Origin of the sequence: Rhodococcus sp. Chr-9 (assembly GCF_000801125.1) — a bacterium.
GTDB classification, from domain to species: Bacteria; Actinomycetota; Actinomycetes; order Mycobacteriales; family Mycobacteriaceae; genus Rhodococcus; species Rhodococcus pyridinivorans.
On record NZ_JTIZ01000043.1, the window covers coordinates 218697 to 236162 of the forward strand.

The following is a 17466-nucleotide window of genomic DNA, read 5'->3' on the forward strand; positions in this document are numbered from 1 at the left end:
CCGANGGGAGGTTCAGGACCGACGAGCCGGGGCGACGCGACGCAGCCGACTTGGACTGTCCGCCCGAAGCAGGCTTCGACGGTTCCCCCGCGGCCGGTGCGGACTTGGCCGGCGCAGGAACGGCCGGAGCAGCGGTATCGGTGGGAGCGGTGGCCGTGGGGGCGGCGGCAGTGGAACTCGGGGCGGCCGTCGGCTTCTGCTCTGCATCCACCGGGGGACCGGTGGGGATGAGCGCTGCCAGACCTCGACCGAGCCCGCCTTTACGTGTCGCGCTCATCCGTTCCCCTGATTCTCGTGTACCCCGCGTGCCGCCAACTCGCGCCCGGCGTCGAGGTAGCTCATCGCGCCGCGCGATCCAGGATCGTAGTCGAGAACGGTCATCCCGTAACCGGGAGCTTCGGAAACCTTCACGCTGCGGGGAATGACCGAACGCAGCACCGCGCTGCCGAAGTGCGCACGCACCTCTGCGGCGACCTGATCGGCCAGCTTGGTGCGACCGTCGTACATCGTCAGGAGGACGGTGGAGACGTGCAGTTCGGGGTTGAGGTGCGACTGGACGAGCTCGATGTTGCGCAGGAGCTGCCCGACACCTTCGAGTGCGTAGTACTCGCATTGGATGGGTATGAGAACTTCCTTCGCCGCGACGAGCGCGTTGACCGTGAGCAGACCGAGCGACGGCGGGCAGTCGATGATCACGTAGTCGAACTCGCGGTCGCCTAGCGCCTCCTTGGTGAGGGCGTTCCGGAGGCGGTTCTCGCGCGCGACCATCGAGACGAGTTCGATCTCGGCACCGGCGAGATCGATCGTGGCGGGGATACAGAAGAGGCGTTCGTTGTGCGGGCTCTGCTGCACGGCCTCGGCGGCATTGATCTCGCCGAGGAGGATCTCGTAGCTCGAGGGCACACCGGAATAGTGCGGCACGCCCAGGGCGGTGCTCGCGTTGCCCTGCGGATCGAGGTCGACCACGAGGACCGACAATCCTTGCACGGCGAGCGCGGAGGCGATGTTCACCGCCGTGGTGGTCTTACCGACCCCGCCCTTCTGATTGGCGATCGTGAAGACGCGACGCTCGCGCGGCTTGGGCAGTGCGTTGGCATCGCTCGGATGCAGGACCTGGGTGGCGCGATGAGCAGCCGCGCCGATCGGGGTGTCGACGGTGGAGAAACCGTCGAAGGGTACGGGGGAGAAGTCGTCCTCGGCGCCTCCGGTTTCACGTGAAACAGCGGATTCAGATCCACCCGTCATAGAACACTCCTTACACGTAGATCCGCTCGGTTCGCACGCTACATCCTCGTCGCTTCCCGGTCGCGATTTCGAAGACCGGGTCGAGGCGCCGAAGGGAGAATGCGAGTCCCGGGCCCGGAGCTGTCCCCGGCCTTCCGACCACGCGCACGCATTCTCAGTTGGTTTCAGTATCCCATCCGCATTCTAGGTTCCGTCGGCGACATGGCCGGGTGACGTTTCACGTGAAACGGGGAGCGGAGTTGTTTCACGTGAAACAGGCGGAGGAGCGGCTCGGTGGTTTCACGTGAAACAATCCCGACCCACACGAGTGGGCCCGAGAACCGCGAACACCCAGAATGAAATGCTCTGGTCCGCAATACTATTCACATTAGTGAGTTTCAATCGTAGTGCACAGGAAGATAATTCGTTCAATAAACACATTTCCGGGAATCTGAAACATCACAGTGACGAAACGTCATGGGGTGATCGGGTCTGGTGTGACAACGTCCGAAACAACCGTTTTGCACCGGTAATGTACTCGAGTAGATTCCTCGAGTCGGAAAGAATGTCTCGGAAACGGCAACACCCTCCCGACCCGGTAGGGGAGGGGAGGGTGTCGGGGCGATCGTCGCGCCAGGCGATTCGCTCAGCGCTTCTTGCGACGCCGCGCCGGCCGCGGAATCCGCTCGGCCTTCACGACGATCGTCGGTGTCGGAAGGAGATTGCCTCCGCACTCGAGCACCTCGAGATTGCCGGCACCGAGGCGAGCGAGTTCGTCGTGATCGCGGTCGATCTCTTCTCGAGCGGACGAACCCTTCAACGCCAGCATCCGGCCTCCCTCGTGGACGAGGGGGAGCGACCACTTGGCGAGCTTGGCGAGAGGTGCGACGGCACGGGAAGTCACGACGTCTGCGCCGCCCGCCTCCTGGAGGACGCTCGGCTGCTCAGCACGGCCACGGACCACGAGAATGTTCTCGATCCCGTGGGATTCGACGAACTCCGCCAGATAGACGGTGCGGCGCAGAAGCGGCTCGACGAGCGTGACCTGGAGGTCGGGACGGGCAAGTGCGAGAGGAATACCCGGCAGACCGGCACCGCTGCCCACGTCGACGACTGTCTCACCCTCCTGGATGAGTTCGCCCACCACGGCGCAGTTGAGAATGTGTCGTTCCCACAGGCGCGGCACCTCACGCGGCCCGATGAGCCCCCGCTCGACACCTGCCGTCGACAACGAATGGTGGTACCGCTCGGCAAGTTCGGTCCGATCCCCGAAGACCCGCTGCGCGACCGCCGACAGTTCCGCCTCGTGCTGTTCCACGTGAAACATCCTTTCCTGTCGGCTCACCCGAAACAACATCGGGACCCACAGCATCAGTTACGAAAAGGCGAAGAGGGACCCTGACGACGCAGAGTCCCTCTTCGGTCGGCACGGCCGACTCAATCCTTGACGATCACCACACGGCGGTGCGGTTCCGCACCCTCGCTCTCGCTGGACACACCGTCGATCTTCGCGACGGCGTCGTGCACGATCTTGCGCTCGAACGGCGTCATCGGCTCGAGCTCTTCGCGCTTGCTGGTCTCGAGCACGCGCTTCGCGGCCGACGCGCCGAGCGATGAGAGCTCGGCACGCTTGCCTGCACGCCACCCGGCGATGTCGAGCATGAGCTTGCTGCGCTCGCCGGTCGCCTGCTGCACGGCGAGACGGGTGAGCTCCTGCAGAGCGTCGAGAACCTCACCGTTGCGACCCACCAGCTTGGTCAGATCCTTACCGCCGTCGATGCTCACGACCGCGCGGTCGCCCTCGACGTCGAGGTCGATGTCACCGTCGAAATCGAGAACGTCGAGCAACTGCTCCAGGTAGTCGCCGGCGATCTCGCCTTCTTCGATGAGGTAGTCGTCATCGAGATCGGCGTCCGCCGCAGTGTCGCGCTCCTCGGGTGTCACCGCGAGGTCCTCTTCCACCTTGTCCAGGTCACTGGCCATATTCAGCTCTCTTCTACTTCGGTCAGCGCCGCTTGCGCTTGGAGTTCTTGGGTCGGCTACCCGGCTTCGGTGCGTTCTCGTTCCGGCGGGCCAGAGCCGCAGCCTTCTTCTCCTCTTCCTCCTTGTCGATACGGCGGAAGATGAGGTGCTGCTGTCCGTAGGTCCAGATGTTGTTGCTGACCCAGTAGATGATGACGGCGATCGGCAGGAACGGACCACCGACGAGCACACCGAGTGGGAAGACGTACAGGGCCAGCTTGTTCATGATCGCGGCCTGCGGGTTCGCGGCGGCCTGCGCGCTCTGGCGGGAGACCGAGGCACGAGCGTTGAAGTGCGTGGCGACGCCGGCGACGATCATGAGCGGCACCGCGACGGCGGCAATTTGCCAGCGCGTCGGAATGCCGCCGAAAGGCTCGAACGCCTCGAGCGACGCCATCGGCTGCGTGATCCACGACGAAATCGGAGCACCGAACAGGCGGGCGCTCAGGAACGACTGGACGTCCTCCGGGCTGAACGCATAGTTGCCGATCTGCGCGTTCTCCTCCGGAGTCAGCCCGAGCTGGCCGAAGCCGGTACCCGTGCGGTTGAACGAGCGCAGCACGTGGAACAAGCCGATGAAGACCGGGACCTGCAGCAGAACGGGCAGACAGCCCATCAACGGATTGAAGCCGTGCTCCTTCTGGAGCTTCTGCATCTCGAGTGCCTGGCGCTGCCGGTCCTTGGCGTACTTCTTCTGAAGTGCCTTGATCTGCGGCTGCAGCTCCTGCATCTGGCGGGTCGTGCGAACCTGCTTGACGAAGGGCTTGTAGAGAATCGCGCGCAGGGTGAACACGAGGAACACCACCGACAGCGCCCAGGTCCAACCGCTGTCCGGTCCTAGGAACGGGATCGCGGCGAAGACTTTGTGCCAGACCCAGAGGATCCAGGACACGGGATAGTAGATGAAGTCGAGCACGGCTCTATGTACTCCTCTGGTCGTCCATGATCGCCACGAAGAGGCGTCGGTCTCGGGTCTCGGCTCCGGTCAGGTACCCACTGGGGACGACCGATGTTTCCGTTCGGGTACCGGATCCCACCCACCAGGGTGCCAGGGGCCACACTTGAGCAGTCTCACCGATGCCAGGACCGCACCGACGACGACACCCCGCGTGCGCAGCGCCTCCACGGCGTACTCGCTACAAGTCGGGGTGAATCGACAGGTCGGCATCCGTGTGGGCGACACATAGGTGCGATAGAGCTCGATACAGAAGATCAATGCCCGGGCCGGGGCGGACCGCAGGGACCGCCACCACGACCTCCGCTCGGGCTCGGTCATGCGCGAGCACTCCCATGCGAGGCGGAAGCACCGGCGTCGAGCAGTCCGAGGCGGGTGAGACCCGACCGCACCTGCTTGTCGAGCTCACGGGAATCCGCGATGGCAGCGCCGGGTAGTGCGCGCAGCACGATGTCGGTCTCGGAGGGCAGAGCCTCGACGAGACCTGCACAGATATGACGAAGCCGGCGTGCGACTCGATGTCGAATCACCGCCGGCCCGACAGCCTTGCTCACGACCAGTCCGAAACGCGGACCGCCGACACTCACCAAGGACTCGGTGCGATCGCGTTCGAGAACGTGAACGACCAGATCCCGCCGCCCCTGACGACGCCCTCGGCGGACGGTATCCGAGAAATCCGAGTGGCGCCGCAGTCGATACGGCTCAGGTAGCACCCCGAGCTCCCGTTAGGGAATCAGGCGGTGAGAGAAGCGCGGCCCTTACGGCGACGCGCCGAAACGATCGCGCGACCCGCACGGGTGCGCATCCGGAGACGGAAGCCGTGAACGCGCGCGCGGCGTCGGTTGTTCGGCTGGAACGTCCGCTTGCCCTTGGCCACGGTCGACACTCCTCGATAATTCTGCGACGGCGCGGCAAGCACCGTCGTCCAACGTGTACGTGAATTCGCAGGATTCGCATTGCTCGACTCGAGCCGGACGAACCCGTCACCTCGGTATGAGTGACTGTTCGAGGCTACTCGGACGCGGGCGCGAAATCAAACCGCGACGAACAGCGCCGATCAACGCGACACGCCGGACCTGTTCGGCGAAAACTACTCGCCGAGAAGATATGTGATCCGGAGCACAGCTCGGGTACGCTTTGGGCCATGTCTTCGACGGCGCATCGCGACTACCTGTGCAGTCCCGCGTCTCGCTCCGTTCGACGACGATGTGCCGGCCGGTGACGGCCTGCTGCCCCGCGCCTCTTCGGGCGTCGTCGCGCAGCTTCTCCGGGCGCGTTCACCGAACACGGAGTCGGACCGCGTCGCACCGTGTGTCACACTGATCCTCGCAGACCGCCCTGGCCCACGAGCCCCGCCGAGCGAATACACACCTCCCATCCACACATCCACCGGGTGATTCCCCCGGTTGTCCACACCTGTGGATAATCGTGTGGAAAACCGGTGACCAAAGGGAGGGAAGCTGCGTGAGCGACGAGCCGAACGCGCTGGCCGATGTGTGGACGGACGTCGTATCCGAGCTGACCATCGACGACGGAATGCTGACGAAGAGCCAGAAGGCATGGCTCGCGCTGGTAAAACCGATCACGCTCGCACAGGGATTCGCGCTGCTCTCGGTGCCGTCCACCCTCGCCCAGCAATCGATCGAACGCGATCTGCGCGAACCCATCCTCCGCACCCTCAACCGGCACCTCGGTCACCGGGTCGAGGGTCTCGGTGTGCGTGTCGAACCGCGGGAACGCATGGACGACCCCGCCGAGGATCCCTACGCCGAACCCCGCGACACGCTGCCCCTCGAGGGTCTGCCGGAAGATGCACAGCCTGTGAATCCGCGCACGGCAGAGCCCCGCAGCCGTGACCCGCGCACGGCAGAGCCCCGCAGCCGTGACCCGCGCACGGCAGAGCCCCGCAGCCGTGATCTGCGTCGCGACCCTCCGATGCCCCGGGATGTCGCCGGCGCGCGGGACGGGGCTGTGGCCAGGGACGGCGTCGGGCCGATGGACGGGGGATTCACCCGGGACGGCATGCTTCCCGGTGAGGGTGCGGCCTATCGGCGACGCCTGATCTCCGCGCGCGAGCACGACATGCTCGAGGCCGACCACGGCGAACTCGAGGAGGTCGACGACGACCGGGAGGCGATGACCGCCGTCCGCGAGTCGTGGCCGTCCTATTTCACCCAGCCCCCGCCGCCCGAGACGCCGCCCATCGGCAGCAGCAGCCTCAACGCGAAGTACACCTTCGACACCTTCGTGATCGGTGCGTCGAACCGGTTCGCGCACGCCGCGGCGGTGGCCATCGCCGAGGCACCGGCGCGCGCCTACAACCCCCTGTTCATCTGGGGCGCCTCGGGCCTGGGGAAGACCCATCTGCTGCACGCCGCCGGCCACTATGCACAGCGCCTCTTCCCGGGCATGCGGGTGAAGTACGTCTCCACCGAGGAGTTCACCAACGACTTCATCAACAGCCTCCGCGACGACCGCAAGGTCGCGTTCAAGCGGCGCTACCGCGAGACCGACATCCTCCTCGTCGACGACATCCAGTTCATCGAGGGCAAGGAAGGCATCCAGGAGGAGTTCTTCCACACTTTCAACACCCTCCACAACGCCAACAAGCAGATCGTCGTCTCGTCCGACCGGCCGCCCAAGCAGCTCGCGACGCTCGAGGAACGACTGCGGACCCGGTTCGAGTGGGGACTGATCACCGACGTCCAGCCTCCCGAACTCGAGACGCGCATCGCGATCCTGTCGAAGAAAGCACGCATGGACGGTCTGAACGTGCCGCACGACGTGCTCGAGCTGATCGCGAGCCGGATCGAACGCAATATCCGCGAACTCGAGGGTGCCCTGATCCGTGTGACGGCCTTCGCGTCGCTCAACAGGCAGCCGCTCGATCTCACCCTCGCCGAGGTCGTGCTGCGTGATCTGATGCCGGATTCCTCGGCTCTCGAGATCAATGCCGCCACGATCATGGCTGTGACCGCGGAGTACTTCGGGACGTCGATAGACGACCTGTGCGGGCCCGGAAAGGCACGGCCGCTGGCGCAGGCCCGCCAGATCGCGATGTATCTGTGCCGCGAGCTCACCGACCTGTCGCTGCCGAAGATCGGGCAGACCTTCGGTCGCGACCACACCACAGTCATGTACGCGGACAAGAAGATTCGCAAGGAGATGACCGAGCGTCGCAAGGTCTACGACCAGGTTCAGGAGCTCACCGCGCGTATCAAACAGCGGTCCAAGCGCTGATTCCTCGAGCCTCGAGTTTCCATCCACAGGGAGCGTCCACAGGGCGCTCCCTGTCCCGTATCTCGAGAAATTTCCGGTCCCCACACCTGTGGACAAGGGTGTGCAGAACGTGGGATCTTTGTGGACGAACGGTGGACAAAGAATGAACAGTCTCGAGGAATCCACATTCATCCTCGAGAACTCCTCGAGTTCATCCTCGAGTTCGACGCCCTCGAGAACGTTGCCCCACCAGCCTAGACGGTCGTTCGTCCACAGATTCCACAGGCCCTATTACTACTTCTGTGAGTTCTCTTCAGAAATCTTCTTTCAAAACAGGTGTGTGGAGAGCGTCGGTCCACAGGCCCTCGAATGAGGCTCACGCCTCGAGCCTCCCGGCTTTCCAAGCAGCGAGGGAAGGCATAACGTGGACCCGCATCCCCCGGCTCCGCTCTCATCGGTGTCGGGGTTCTGTGACAGACTTCGTAGACTTGTCGAGACCACGATCGAAGGGATCCACCGGGCGATGGAGCTGGGAAGTATGAAGTTTCGTGTGCCTCGCGAGGACTTCGCTGATTCCGTTGCATGGGTTGCCCGAAGCCTTCCGTCGCGACCCCCCGTTCCCGTCCTGGGCGGTGTCCTACTCGGAGCGGACGAACGCGGGCTGACGGTCTCGGGCTTCGATTACGAGGTATCCGCGCAGGTCCACGTCTCGGCCGAGGTCATCACCCCCGGTCAGGTGCTGGTGTCCGGCAAGCTGCTCGCCGACATCACCCGCGCGTTGCCCCACAAGCCTGTGGATGTCGTGCTCGACGGCACCCGTGTGCTCATCACGTGCGGTAGCGCCAAGTTCTCGCTCCCCACCATGCCTGTGGAGGACTACCCGCAGCTGCCCGCGCTCCCGCAGCAGACCGGTGCACTCTCCGGCGATCTGTTCGCCGAGGCCATCAGCCAGGTCGCCGTCGCCGCCGGCAAGGACGACACGCTTCCCATGCTCACGGGCATCCGAGTCGAGATCGAGGGCACCGACATGGTGCTCGCTGCCACCGACCGTTTCCGTCTCGCAGTGCGCAAGCTCGAGTGGATGCCCACCGCGGAGTCCACCAGCTCGGCCGTGCTCGTGCCCGCAAAGACCCTCTCCGAGGCCGCGAAAACTGTTGGCGGGTCGTCCAACTCCCCGGTCCAGCTCGCGCTCGGCAGCGGGTCGTCGGTGGGCGCCGAGGGCCTGCTCGGCATCGTCGCCGAAGGTCGCCGCACCACCACGCGCCTGCTCGACGCCGAATTCCCCAAGTTCCGCCAGTTGCTCCCCAACGAGCACACCGCGATGGCGACCGTCGAAATCGCACCGTTGGTCGACGCGATCAAGCGTGTCGCGCTGGTCGCCGAGCGCGGTGCGCAGGTCCGACTCGAGTTCACCGAGGGCAGCGTGATGCTGTCCGCCGGTGGCGACGACGCCGGCCGCGCCGAGGAATCGCATCCCGCGGAGTTCTTCGGTGAGCCGCTGATCATCGCGTTCAACCCCGGCTACCTGCTCGACGGTCTGACGTCGCTGCACACCGACAAGGTCTCGTTCGGGTTCACCACTTCGAGTCGTCCGGCCGTGCTGCGGCCGGCGCTCGACGAGGAGCCCGTGCCGGATTCCTCGGGTACGTTCGCCGCTCCGGACAGCGATTACACCTATCTTCTGATGCCGGTGCGCCTGCCGGGCTGACCGGCCCCGAGACTGGACCCCCGTGTACGTTCGCACCTTCTCGCTGCGCGACTTCCGTTCGTGGAGAACGGTTTCCGTCGACCTCACTCCGGGGGCGACGGTCTTCGTCGGGCGCAACGGACACGGGAAGACCAATCTGCTCGAGGCCCTCGGATATCTGTCGACGCTGTCGTCGCACCGGGTGTCCTCCGACGGCCCGCTGCTGCGGGCCGGCACGTCGCGGGCGTTCGCCGGGGCGCTGGTCGTCAACAACGGTCGTGAGCTCGGTATCGACATCGAGATCAACGAGGCCAAGCAGAACCGGGCGCGGATCAATCAGTCGCCCGCCCGGCGTCCTCGAGAGATCCTCGGCATCCTCCGCACGGTGCTCTTCGCCCCGGAGGATCTGTCGCTCGTGCGCGGCGACCCGGGTGATCGCCGGCGGTTCCTCGATGAACTGCTCAGCACGCGTTTCCCGCGGATGAGCGGGGTTCGGGCCGACTACGACAAGGTGCTGCGCCAGCGATCCGCCCTGCTCAAGACCGCGGGGGGAGCACTGCGGCGAGGGAGTCGCTCGAGCGACGGGGCGGGCGCTCTGGCGACCCTCGACGTGTGGGACGGTCATCTCGCGGCCCACGGAGCCGAGCTGCTCGCCGCGCGCATCGCGTTGCTGCACGAACTGGCCCCGCACGTGTCCGAGGCGTACCGGTCGATCGCACCCGAGTCGCGTCCGGCGAGCCTGCGTTATCGCAGCAGCCTGGCCGACGCGCTGCCGCCGGAGTTCTCCGACCCGGCCCGCACGCCCGCGCCCGACGACCGGGAGTTTCTCGAGACCGTCTTCCTCCACCGCCTCGCGGAGGTGCGGTCGAAGGAGATCGAACGCGGCGTCTGCCTCGTCGGACCCCACCGCGACGATCTCGACCTGACGCTCGGTGCCGAACCCGCGAAAGGCTATGCGAGCCACGGCGAATCGTGGTCGTTCGCGCTCGCACTGCGGCTCGGGGCATTCGCCCTGCTCCGCACCGACGGCACCGATCCCGTTCTCATGCTCGACGACGTCTTCGCCGAACTCGACCGACGGCGCCGCTCCGCCCTCGCCGAGGTCGCCGCGACGGCCGAACAGGTGCTGATCACGGCGGCCGTGCCGGAGGACGTGCCGGCCGAACTGAACGGCGCCCGATACCCCGTGCATGCCGAGGACACCGAAGAAGGTCGTATCTCTGTGCTGGGATCGGTGCAACGGGAGACGGACCCGCTCACCGGGGAGGTCGGATGAACGACGAACAAGCAGGTCCCGAACGCGGTGCCGGGCCGGAGCGCAGCGCGGACGAGCCGGAGCCGAAGGGCATCGATCTGGCCCGCCGCGCGCTCGAGGAGGCTCGAGCTGCCGCCAAGGCGAGCGGTAAGGCCGTCGGCCAGGGACGCGCGTCGCGCGGGCCGCTGCGCCCGAAACGCCGACGTCGTGGCTGGTCGGGACCCGGGCCGGACGACCGCGATCCCCAGACCCTCGGTTCGCTCGCGCAGTCGCTGTCCAAACAGCGGGGCTGGTCGGCGCACGTGTCCGAGGGCACCGTCATGGGAAGCTGGGCGCGGGTCGTCGGCGACGACATCGCGAGCCATGCCCAGCCGACCACACTGCGCGACGGGATCCTGCACGTCTCGGCCGAGTCGACCGCCTGGGCGACCCAGCTGCGGATGATGCAATCGCAGATTCTCGCCAAGATCGCCGCGGCCGTGGGGCACGGGGTGGTCAAGGAACTGCGGATCACCGGCCCGACGGCTCCGAGCTGGCGGAAAGGCGAACGCCACATCCGCGGCCGCGGACCGCGCGACACCTACGGGTGATCCCGGGCTCGCTCCCGGCCCGTACGAGGGGCGAAAATCGGAGCGCGTAGGAAATCACGTTGTCCGGGTCGCGAAGAGGCCGCTACGGGGACGTCAGCGGTACGGAACGCCCGCTTTCGTGTCCGCCCCGGCGCAAGGCTCACGGGCACGTAGGATGGACAGGAATGCGTCGCGCGCGTGCGCGGGGCCGATCGGAGAAGGAGAGCTACCCACCCGTGGCTGCCCAGAAGTCGAACAACAACAAGAGTGAGTACGGTGCGTCGTCCATCACCGTCCTCGAGGGTCTCGAGGCGGTGCGCAAGCGCCCCGGTATGTACATCGGTTCCACCGGAGAGCGTGGCCTGCACCACCTGATCTGGGAGGTCGTCGACAACTCCGTCGACGAGGCCATGGCCGGTTACGCGTCGAAGGTGGAGGTCACCCTCCTCGCCGACGGCGGTGTCCAGGTCGTCGACGACGGTCGCGGTATCCCCGTCGGTATGCACGCCTCCGGTGTGCCCACCGTCGAGGTCGTCCTCACCCAGCTCCACGCGGGTGGCAAGTTCGACTCCGATGCCTACGCCGTCTCCGGCGGTCTGCACGGTGTCGGTATCTCCGTGGTGAACGCCCTGTCCACAACCCTCGAGGTCGAGATCGACAACGACGGCTACCACTGGGAGCAGACGTACACCGCCTCGAAGCCGGGCGAGCTCGTCCGCGGTGAGGCCACCAAGCAGACCGGTACCACCGTCCGCTTCTGGCCGGACCCGGAGATCTTCGAGACCACGACGTTCAACTTCGAGACCGTCGCGCGTCGCCTGCAGGAGATGGCGTTCCTCAACAAGGGACTGACCATCACTCTCACCGACGAGCGGGTCGCTCCCGAAGAGGTCACCGACGAGGACGTCCCGGAGACCGCCGAGGCGCCGAAGACCGCCGAGGACCAGGCCGTCGAGGCAACCGAGCTCGAGGTGCACAAGGTCAAGGTCCGCACCTACCACTACCCGGGTGGTCTCGAGGACTACGTGCGCCACATCAACCGCACGAAGTCGCCGATCCATAACTCCGTCGTCGGGTTCACCGCCAAGGGCACCGGCCACGAACTCGAGGTCGCGATGCAGTGGAACTCGGGTTACTCCGAGTCCGTCCACACCTTCGCCAACACCATCAACACCCACGAGGGCGGTACGCACGAGGAAGGCTTCCGTGCGGCGCTGACCACGGTCGTCAACCGCTACGCGAAGGACAAGAAACTCCTCAAGGACAAGGACCCGAACCTCACGGGTGACGACATCCGTGAGGGTCTCGCGGCGATCATCTCCGTCAAGGTCGCTGAGCCGCAGTTCGAGGGCCAGACGAAGACCAAGCTCGGCAACACCGAGGTGAAGTCCTTCGTGCAGAAGGCGTGCAACGAGCACATCTCGCACTGGTTCGAGGCCAACCCGGCCGACGCGAAGACGATCGTCACCAAGGCCGTGTCGTCGGCGCACGCGCGTGTCGCCGCTCGTAAGGCGCGCGAGCTCGTCCGCCGCAAGAGCGCGACCGACATCGGTGGTCTGCCCGGCAAGCTCGCCGACTGCCGGTCGAAGGACCCGAGCAAGTGTGAGATCTACATCGTGGAGGGCGACTCCGCGGGTGGCTCCGCCAAGTCGGGTCGCGACTCGATGTACCAGGCGATCCTTCCGCTGCGCGGCAAGATCATCAACGTCGAGAAGGCCCGGATCGACAAGGTCCTCAAGAACGCCGAGGTCCAGTCGATCATCACGGCGTTCGGTACCGGCATCCACGAGGAATTCGACATCTCGAAGCTGCGGTACCACAAGATCGTCCTGATGGCCGACGCCGACGTCGACGGTCAGCACATCGCGACGCTGCTGCTCACGCTGCTCTTCCGCTTCATGCGGCCGCTGGTCGAGGAAGGCCACGTCTTCCTGGCACAGCCGCCGCTGTACAAGCTCAAGTGGCAGCGCAGCGAGCCGGAGTTCGCGTACTCCGACCGCGAGCGCGACGCCCTGCTCGAGGCGGGTCTGAAGGCCGGCAAGAGGATCAACAAGGACGACGGCATCCAGCGCTACAAGGGCCTCGGTGAAATGAACGCCAAAGAGCTGTGGGAGACCACCATGGATCCGAGCGTCCGCGTCCTGCGTCAGGTGACCCTTGACGACGCCGCTGCCGCCGACGAGCTGTTCAGCGTTCTGATGGGTGAGGACGTCGCGGCACGACGGAGCTTCATCACCCGTAACGCGAAGGATGTCCGCTTCCTCGACGTCTGATCACGGCCGGCAGCGCCGGAGAACTGCATGCGAATCCCCGCTGTGTCGTACATCACGGCGGGGATTCGTATGTCGTGCGCCCGGAAGTGGGCAGGGCCGTTAGCCTTCTTCGTTACTCGTGAGTACACTTCTATCGGCCATCTGTACGTGTGGCTGCCGACGAGGGGGCTGGGGCAGCGCGGGGTACGGGAAGAACTCACTCTTCCGTATCCGCTGTATGTCCCGATATGGTGCCCTCACCCGAAACGTCTCGTTCGACTGCACTCGATCGAAAACGCGCTCAACGGAGTGCAGTGCCGACTGGTGTTCGTCGCCCGGCGCGGACGGGGTGGAAGGAGAGCTGTGATCCATGAGTGACAAGTCGCCGCCCCAGCAGCGGTGGTGGAACATCGAGGGGTGGGGTCTTCGCAGGAAGGTCACCGCCGTTCTCGCTGTCCCCGTGACTGTGGCAATGGTCCTCGGTGGTCTTCGGGTCGAGAACGAGCTCAGCAACGCCGTCCACTTCTCGTCCGCGGCCGATCAGGTCGCAGCCGTGCCGGACATCGTGGATTTCTCGACGGCGTTCGCCACCGCCACCGCGGATGCCGCGGTCGGAACGGCGACCCCCGAGGAAATGGCGGCTCTCGGTGACGCTTTCGGCACGATCGCCGCGATCACGGAGAACCCCGAGCTCGATCCCGCCGTGGCCGCCGACCTCAGCCGCACCGCCGCCACGGCCCAGTCGCTCTACACGAAGATTCAGGCGGGTCCGGTGCCGATCGAGGAGATCGGTGCCGTCACCAACGAGGTGCGCGACAGCCTCAACCGTGTCGTCGAGGCCATCCTCGGCGAGGTCGACGATCGCGAGATCATCGGCTACGGCGACCAGCTGATCAACGCGTGGTACTCGCAGCGCTACCTCTTCGGTCAGGTTCTCGGTCTGCTCCAGCTGGTCGACGACCCGACCCAGCCGGGCACCGCGCTGGTGTCCGCCTCCGGCGCCGAGCTCGCGATGCTCGACCTGCTCGCCCGCTCCTACCTGATGGCCGATCAGCAAATCGCCGAACTGCGGGCCGGCGTCCAGGAACGTGCCGACATGGTCGACGCGGCCGGTTCCGGTCCGCTCCCGATCCTCGACATCCGCGCGTCGCTGCTCAACAGTGTCGACATCTACGGCACCATCATCGACGAAGCGTCGTCGCAGGTCAGCACCACGATTCGGGACCGCGCCGCGGAAACCCGCTCGGCCGCTCTCCGCGACACCGCGATCGTGCTCGCAGCCCTGCTCGCAGCCCTCGTGCTCGCATTGCTCGTGTCCCGCTCACTGGTCGGCCCGATCCGCCGCCTGCGTTACGGCACGCTGAAGGTCGCGCGGCAGGAGCTGCCCGAGGCCATCGACCGCATCAAGGTCGGCGACAACATCGAGGATATCGAGTTCACCCGAGTCCCGGTGCACACCACCGAGGAGATCGGTCAGCTCGCCCGCGCCGTCGACGACATGCACGGGCAGGCACTGCGTCTCGCCGGCGAGCAGGCACACCTCCGCCTGCAGATCAGCGACATGTTCGAGACACTCGCACGTCGCTCCAAGTCGCTCGTCGAGCAGCAGCTCGGCCTCATCGAACGACTCGAGTACGAGGAGAAGGATCCGGCCCGACTCGAGAGCCTGTTCCGCCTCGACCACCTCGCCGCGCGTATGCGCCGGAACGGCGACAACCTGCTGATTCTCTCCGGTACCCGCACGCGCCGCGGTCACTCCGCGCCCGTGCAGCTCGGCGACATCCTGCGCGCCGCGATGTCGGAGGTCGAAGACTACCAGCGCGTGCAGATCGGTTCGACTCCCGACGGTGCCCTCAGCGGCGCGGTCGCGACCGACATCGTGCATCTGCTCGCCGAGCTGGTCGACAACTCGCTGCGCGCGTCGCCGCCCGACAGCAACGTCACCTTCAGCTTCGCGCGAGCCGTCGACGGTGGCCTGCTCGTCGAGATCGCCGACCGCGGTATCGGTATCCCGGCCGACGAACTCGAGTCCATCAACCAGCGTCTCGCCAAGGGCGGCGAGGTCGGTCCCGACACCGCACGCCACATGGGTCTGTTCGTGGTCTCGCGACTGGCCGAGCGGCACGGTCTCACCGTGCGCCTGCGCCCGACCTTCGACACCGCGCGCAACCCGGGTATCACCGCGAGCGTCCACATCCCGGACGTCCTGCTGGTCTCCCCGTTGGCGTTGTCGCACACCGGTCCCCAGCCGCGCATCGAGATCGAAGCGGAGGAGTACTCGGCACCGCAGGCGCTCTCGGCGCCCGTCGCCCCGCAGGGTCTGCCCGCGGCCGACGACCGGCACGAGTACGCGTCCTCGCAGCCGCTCGACTCCGCCGACGATGTCCGTGCGGACGAGTCCGACGATGCCTACGACAACGGCTACGCGAACAACGGTTACGCCGTCGATGTCGACGAGAGCGCTTCCGCCGCATGGGATGCGGAGCCGTCCTACGACGACGAGCGACGCGACGAGCCGCAGCGCGACAATCAGGCACCGCCGGCATCCCGCGAGTTCGGCCCGTCGGGTCTTCCGCAGCGTCGCCCGGGTGGAACTCCGGGTCTGCCCACGCGTCAGCCGGGCGAGACGCCTGGTCTCCCGACTCCACCCCGGTCGCCGCAGCCGCGCCGGATCGAGCCGGACGCCGCAGCAGCCTTCGCGTCGTCGCTGCCTCCGCGCGGTCCTCGTCGCGGGCCGGACGAGACCAACGGTCACCCGCTCGACGGCCGCAACGGCGACGGCCGCAACGGTGCCGGGCCACGACCCGACGCCGATCGGTCTCGCCGGGAAGGGCTTTCGGGTCTTCCGCAGCGTCGTCCCGGTGCCACACCGGGCCTGTCGCCAACGGACTCCCAGCAGTCGCAGTCCTTGCCGGTCCGTGAGCCCCAGCAGGGTTCGGCGCATCGTGCACCCGCCCCGCAGCAGCGACCCGCGTCCCCCGGTCTTCCGCAGCGTCGGCCGGGCGCGACTCCCGGCCTGCCGGGACGGGCTTCCGGATCGTCCCCGTCCGTTCCGCAGAACCGGCCGCAGCAACAGCCGTCGGCGGGACCGCTCGCAGGTGGCGACGCCGCAGGTCGCCCGGACACACCGAACCGTCCCGACCTGCCCCAGCGCGCCCCCGCGCCGGACGCACAGCGCGCCCCCGAGCAGGATGCGGACCGTCGGCAGCAGGAACCCTCGACGGGTTTCCCGCAGCGTCGTCCGGGAAGCACGCCCGGTCTGCCGCGTCGTCAGCCGGGCAGCACGCCGGGGCTTCCGCAGCAACCCGCTGCGTCGACCAACGCTTCCGAACCCGATTCGGCCGCAGCGGTCTCCGGCCCGAGCATCGCCGACGGTGGCTCCGTCTCGCCGCACAGCGACGCGCAGCAGGCGGCCCGCCATCGCTACCGGACCAACTCGGCGAAGACCGCATCGTTCTTCCAGCCGCGGTCCGACCTCGCGTTGGCCCGTCCGCAGCCGGCGAACACCCCGATCTTCACCACGATGATGTCGGACTGGCTCGTCGACCCGACGAGCCTTCCGGAGGACCGCAGGAAGCGGGAGTGGCACTCCGCGGCGGACGCGGGTTGGGAAGCCGCACAGCGTGCTACCGAGTCCCCCGTGGAGGAGCACACCACCGCGGGTCTTCCGCGGCGCGCTCCCGGCGAGCGTCTGGTGCCGGGTGCTGTTCGGGCACCGGCAACGGGTGAGCTGCCGAGGACCATTCGACGTCGAGACCCGGAAGCCATCCGGGCCAACTTGAGCCGCCATCAGCAGGGTGTCCGCAACGGACGCGCCTCGGCGAATTCCAGCAATCGCGAGAACGACGAACAGGGAGTTCGATGAATATTGATCATGGATCCGACGCAGCTCGTCCATTGGACTGGTTGGTTTCCAACTTCGCGCGCGAAGTCCCGGGTGTCTCGCATGCCGTGCTCGTGTCCGCCGACGGTCTGCTCATGGCCGCCAGCGCCCACCTCCCGGTGGATCGTGCCGAGCAGCTCGCTGCGGTGACCTCGGGTCTGGCCAGCCTGTCCAACGGTGTGTCGCAGCTGTTCGACGGTGGGGGTGTGCTGCAGTCCGTCGTGGAGATGCAGCACGGCTACTTGCTGCTGATGAGCGTCGGCGACGGCTCGCACCTGGCGGCTCTGACCGCCTCCGAGTGCGACATCGGACAGGTCGGTTACGAGATGGCGCTCTTGGTCGATCGAGTGGGTGCTTCGGTCGAAGCCACCCCGCGGGTCGGTCTAGGGTCCTGACGTCG

General features: G+C 66.6%; 14 protein-coding genes and 1 pseudogene. 7 read left to right on the forward strand and 8 right to left on the reverse strand.

Translation table 11 applies throughout. The features are described from left to right. Window positions 1-5 precede the first annotated feature (5 nt). The 8 genes and pseudogenes from QR64_RS28805 to rpmH form a co-directional block, all read right to left on the reverse strand. Window positions 6-277: pseudogene (locus QR64_RS28805) on the reverse strand (chromosome partitioning protein); the annotation flags it as partial. Then, window positions 274-1245: a ParA family protein gene (locus QR64_RS05565; protein ID WP_006550904.1), complete on the reverse strand. Its 972-nt coding sequence runs from the start codon at window positions 1243-1245 to the stop codon at window positions 274-276. The gene QR64_RS05565 and the pseudogene QR64_RS28805, both read right to left, overlap by 4 nt. Before the next feature lie 625 nt (window positions 1246-1870). Next, complete coding sequence (gene rsmG, locus QR64_RS05570) at window positions 1871-2551, reverse strand: 16S rRNA (guanine(527)-N(7))-methyltransferase RsmG (RefSeq protein ID WP_033098073.1); 681 nt, start codon at window positions 2549-2551, stop codon at window positions 1871-1873. A gap of 110 nt (window positions 2552-2661) precedes the next feature. Beyond that, entirely contained in the window at window positions 2662-3207 is a 546-nt protein-coding gene (locus QR64_RS05575; protein ID WP_039584432.1) for a protein jag, read from the reverse strand. A 22-nt stretch (window positions 3208-3229) separates the two neighbouring features. Further along, window positions 3230-4162 carry a membrane protein insertase YidC gene (gene yidC, locus QR64_RS05580; protein ID WP_235367017.1) on the reverse strand — a complete coding sequence of 311 codons (933 nt, stop codon included), beginning with the start codon at window positions 4160-4162 and terminating at the stop codon, window positions 3230-3232. A 69-nt stretch (window positions 4163-4231) separates the two neighbouring features. Continuing rightward, on the reverse strand, window positions 4232-4522 hold the full coding sequence (gene yidD, locus QR64_RS25545) for a membrane protein insertion efficiency factor YidD (protein ID WP_006550908.1): 291 nt from the start codon (window positions 4520-4522) through the stop codon (window positions 4232-4234). Further along, entirely contained in the window at window positions 4519-4914 is a 396-nt protein-coding gene (gene rnpA, locus QR64_RS05585) for a ribonuclease P protein component (protein WP_024102541.1), read from the reverse strand. Before rnpA ends, yidD begins: the two co-directional genes overlap by 4 nt. 20 nt (window positions 4915-4934) lie before the next feature. Continuing rightward, window positions 4935-5078 (reverse strand): 50S ribosomal protein L34, encoded by a 144-nt coding sequence (gene rpmH / locus QR64_RS05590; protein WP_006550910.1) that lies wholly within the window; start codon window positions 5076-5078, stop codon window positions 4935-4937. Window positions 5079-5665: 587 nt separating this feature from the next. On the opposite strand from rpmH, the gene dnaA reads away from it, so the two are divergent. The 7 genes from dnaA to QR64_RS05625 all read left to right on the forward strand — a co-directional run bounded on the left by dnaA (window position 5666) and on the right by QR64_RS05625 (window position 17461). Next, on the forward strand, window positions 5666-7441 hold the full coding sequence (dnaA, locus tag QR64_RS05595; RefSeq protein WP_039584434.1) for a chromosomal replication initiator protein DnaA: 1776 nt from the start codon (window positions 5666-5668) through the stop codon (window positions 7439-7441). 502 nt (window positions 7442-7943) lie between these two features. Next, window positions 7944-9128 carry a DNA polymerase III subunit beta gene (dnaN, locus tag QR64_RS05600; RefSeq protein WP_024102543.1) on the forward strand — a complete coding sequence of 395 codons (1185 nt, stop codon included), beginning with the start codon at window positions 7944-7946 and terminating at the stop codon, window positions 9126-9128. 22 nt (window positions 9129-9150) lie between these two features. Beyond that, on the forward strand, window positions 9151-10383 hold the full coding sequence (gene recF, locus QR64_RS05605) for a DNA replication/repair protein RecF (RefSeq protein ID WP_006550913.1): 1233 nt from the start codon (window positions 9151-9153) through the stop codon (window positions 10381-10383). Continuing rightward, entirely contained in the window at window positions 10380-10952 is a 573-nt protein-coding gene (locus QR64_RS05610; RefSeq protein ID WP_019290471.1) for a DUF721 family protein, read from the forward strand. The genes recF and QR64_RS05610 overlap by 4 nt, the downstream gene beginning before the upstream one ends. 215 nt (window positions 10953-11167) lie before the next feature. After that, the gene (gene gyrB, locus QR64_RS05615; RefSeq protein ID WP_039584436.1) at window positions 11168-13204 is read left to right on the forward strand and encodes a DNA topoisomerase (ATP-hydrolyzing) subunit B; all 2037 of its coding nucleotides are present in this window, start codon (window positions 11168-11170) and stop codon (window positions 13202-13204) included. A 349-nt stretch (window positions 13205-13553) separates the two neighbouring features. After that, complete coding sequence (locus QR64_RS05620; RefSeq protein ID WP_052227201.1) at window positions 13554-17048, forward strand: ATP-binding protein; 3495 nt, start codon at window positions 13554-13556, stop codon at window positions 17046-17048. Then, window positions 17045-17461 carry a roadblock/LC7 domain-containing protein gene (locus QR64_RS05625; RefSeq protein ID WP_006550917.1) on the forward strand — a complete coding sequence of 139 codons (417 nt, stop codon included), beginning with the start codon at window positions 17045-17047 and terminating at the stop codon, window positions 17459-17461. The genes QR64_RS05620 and QR64_RS05625 overlap by 4 nt, the downstream gene beginning before the upstream one ends. The last annotated feature ends 5 nt before the right edge of the window (window positions 17462-17466 follow it).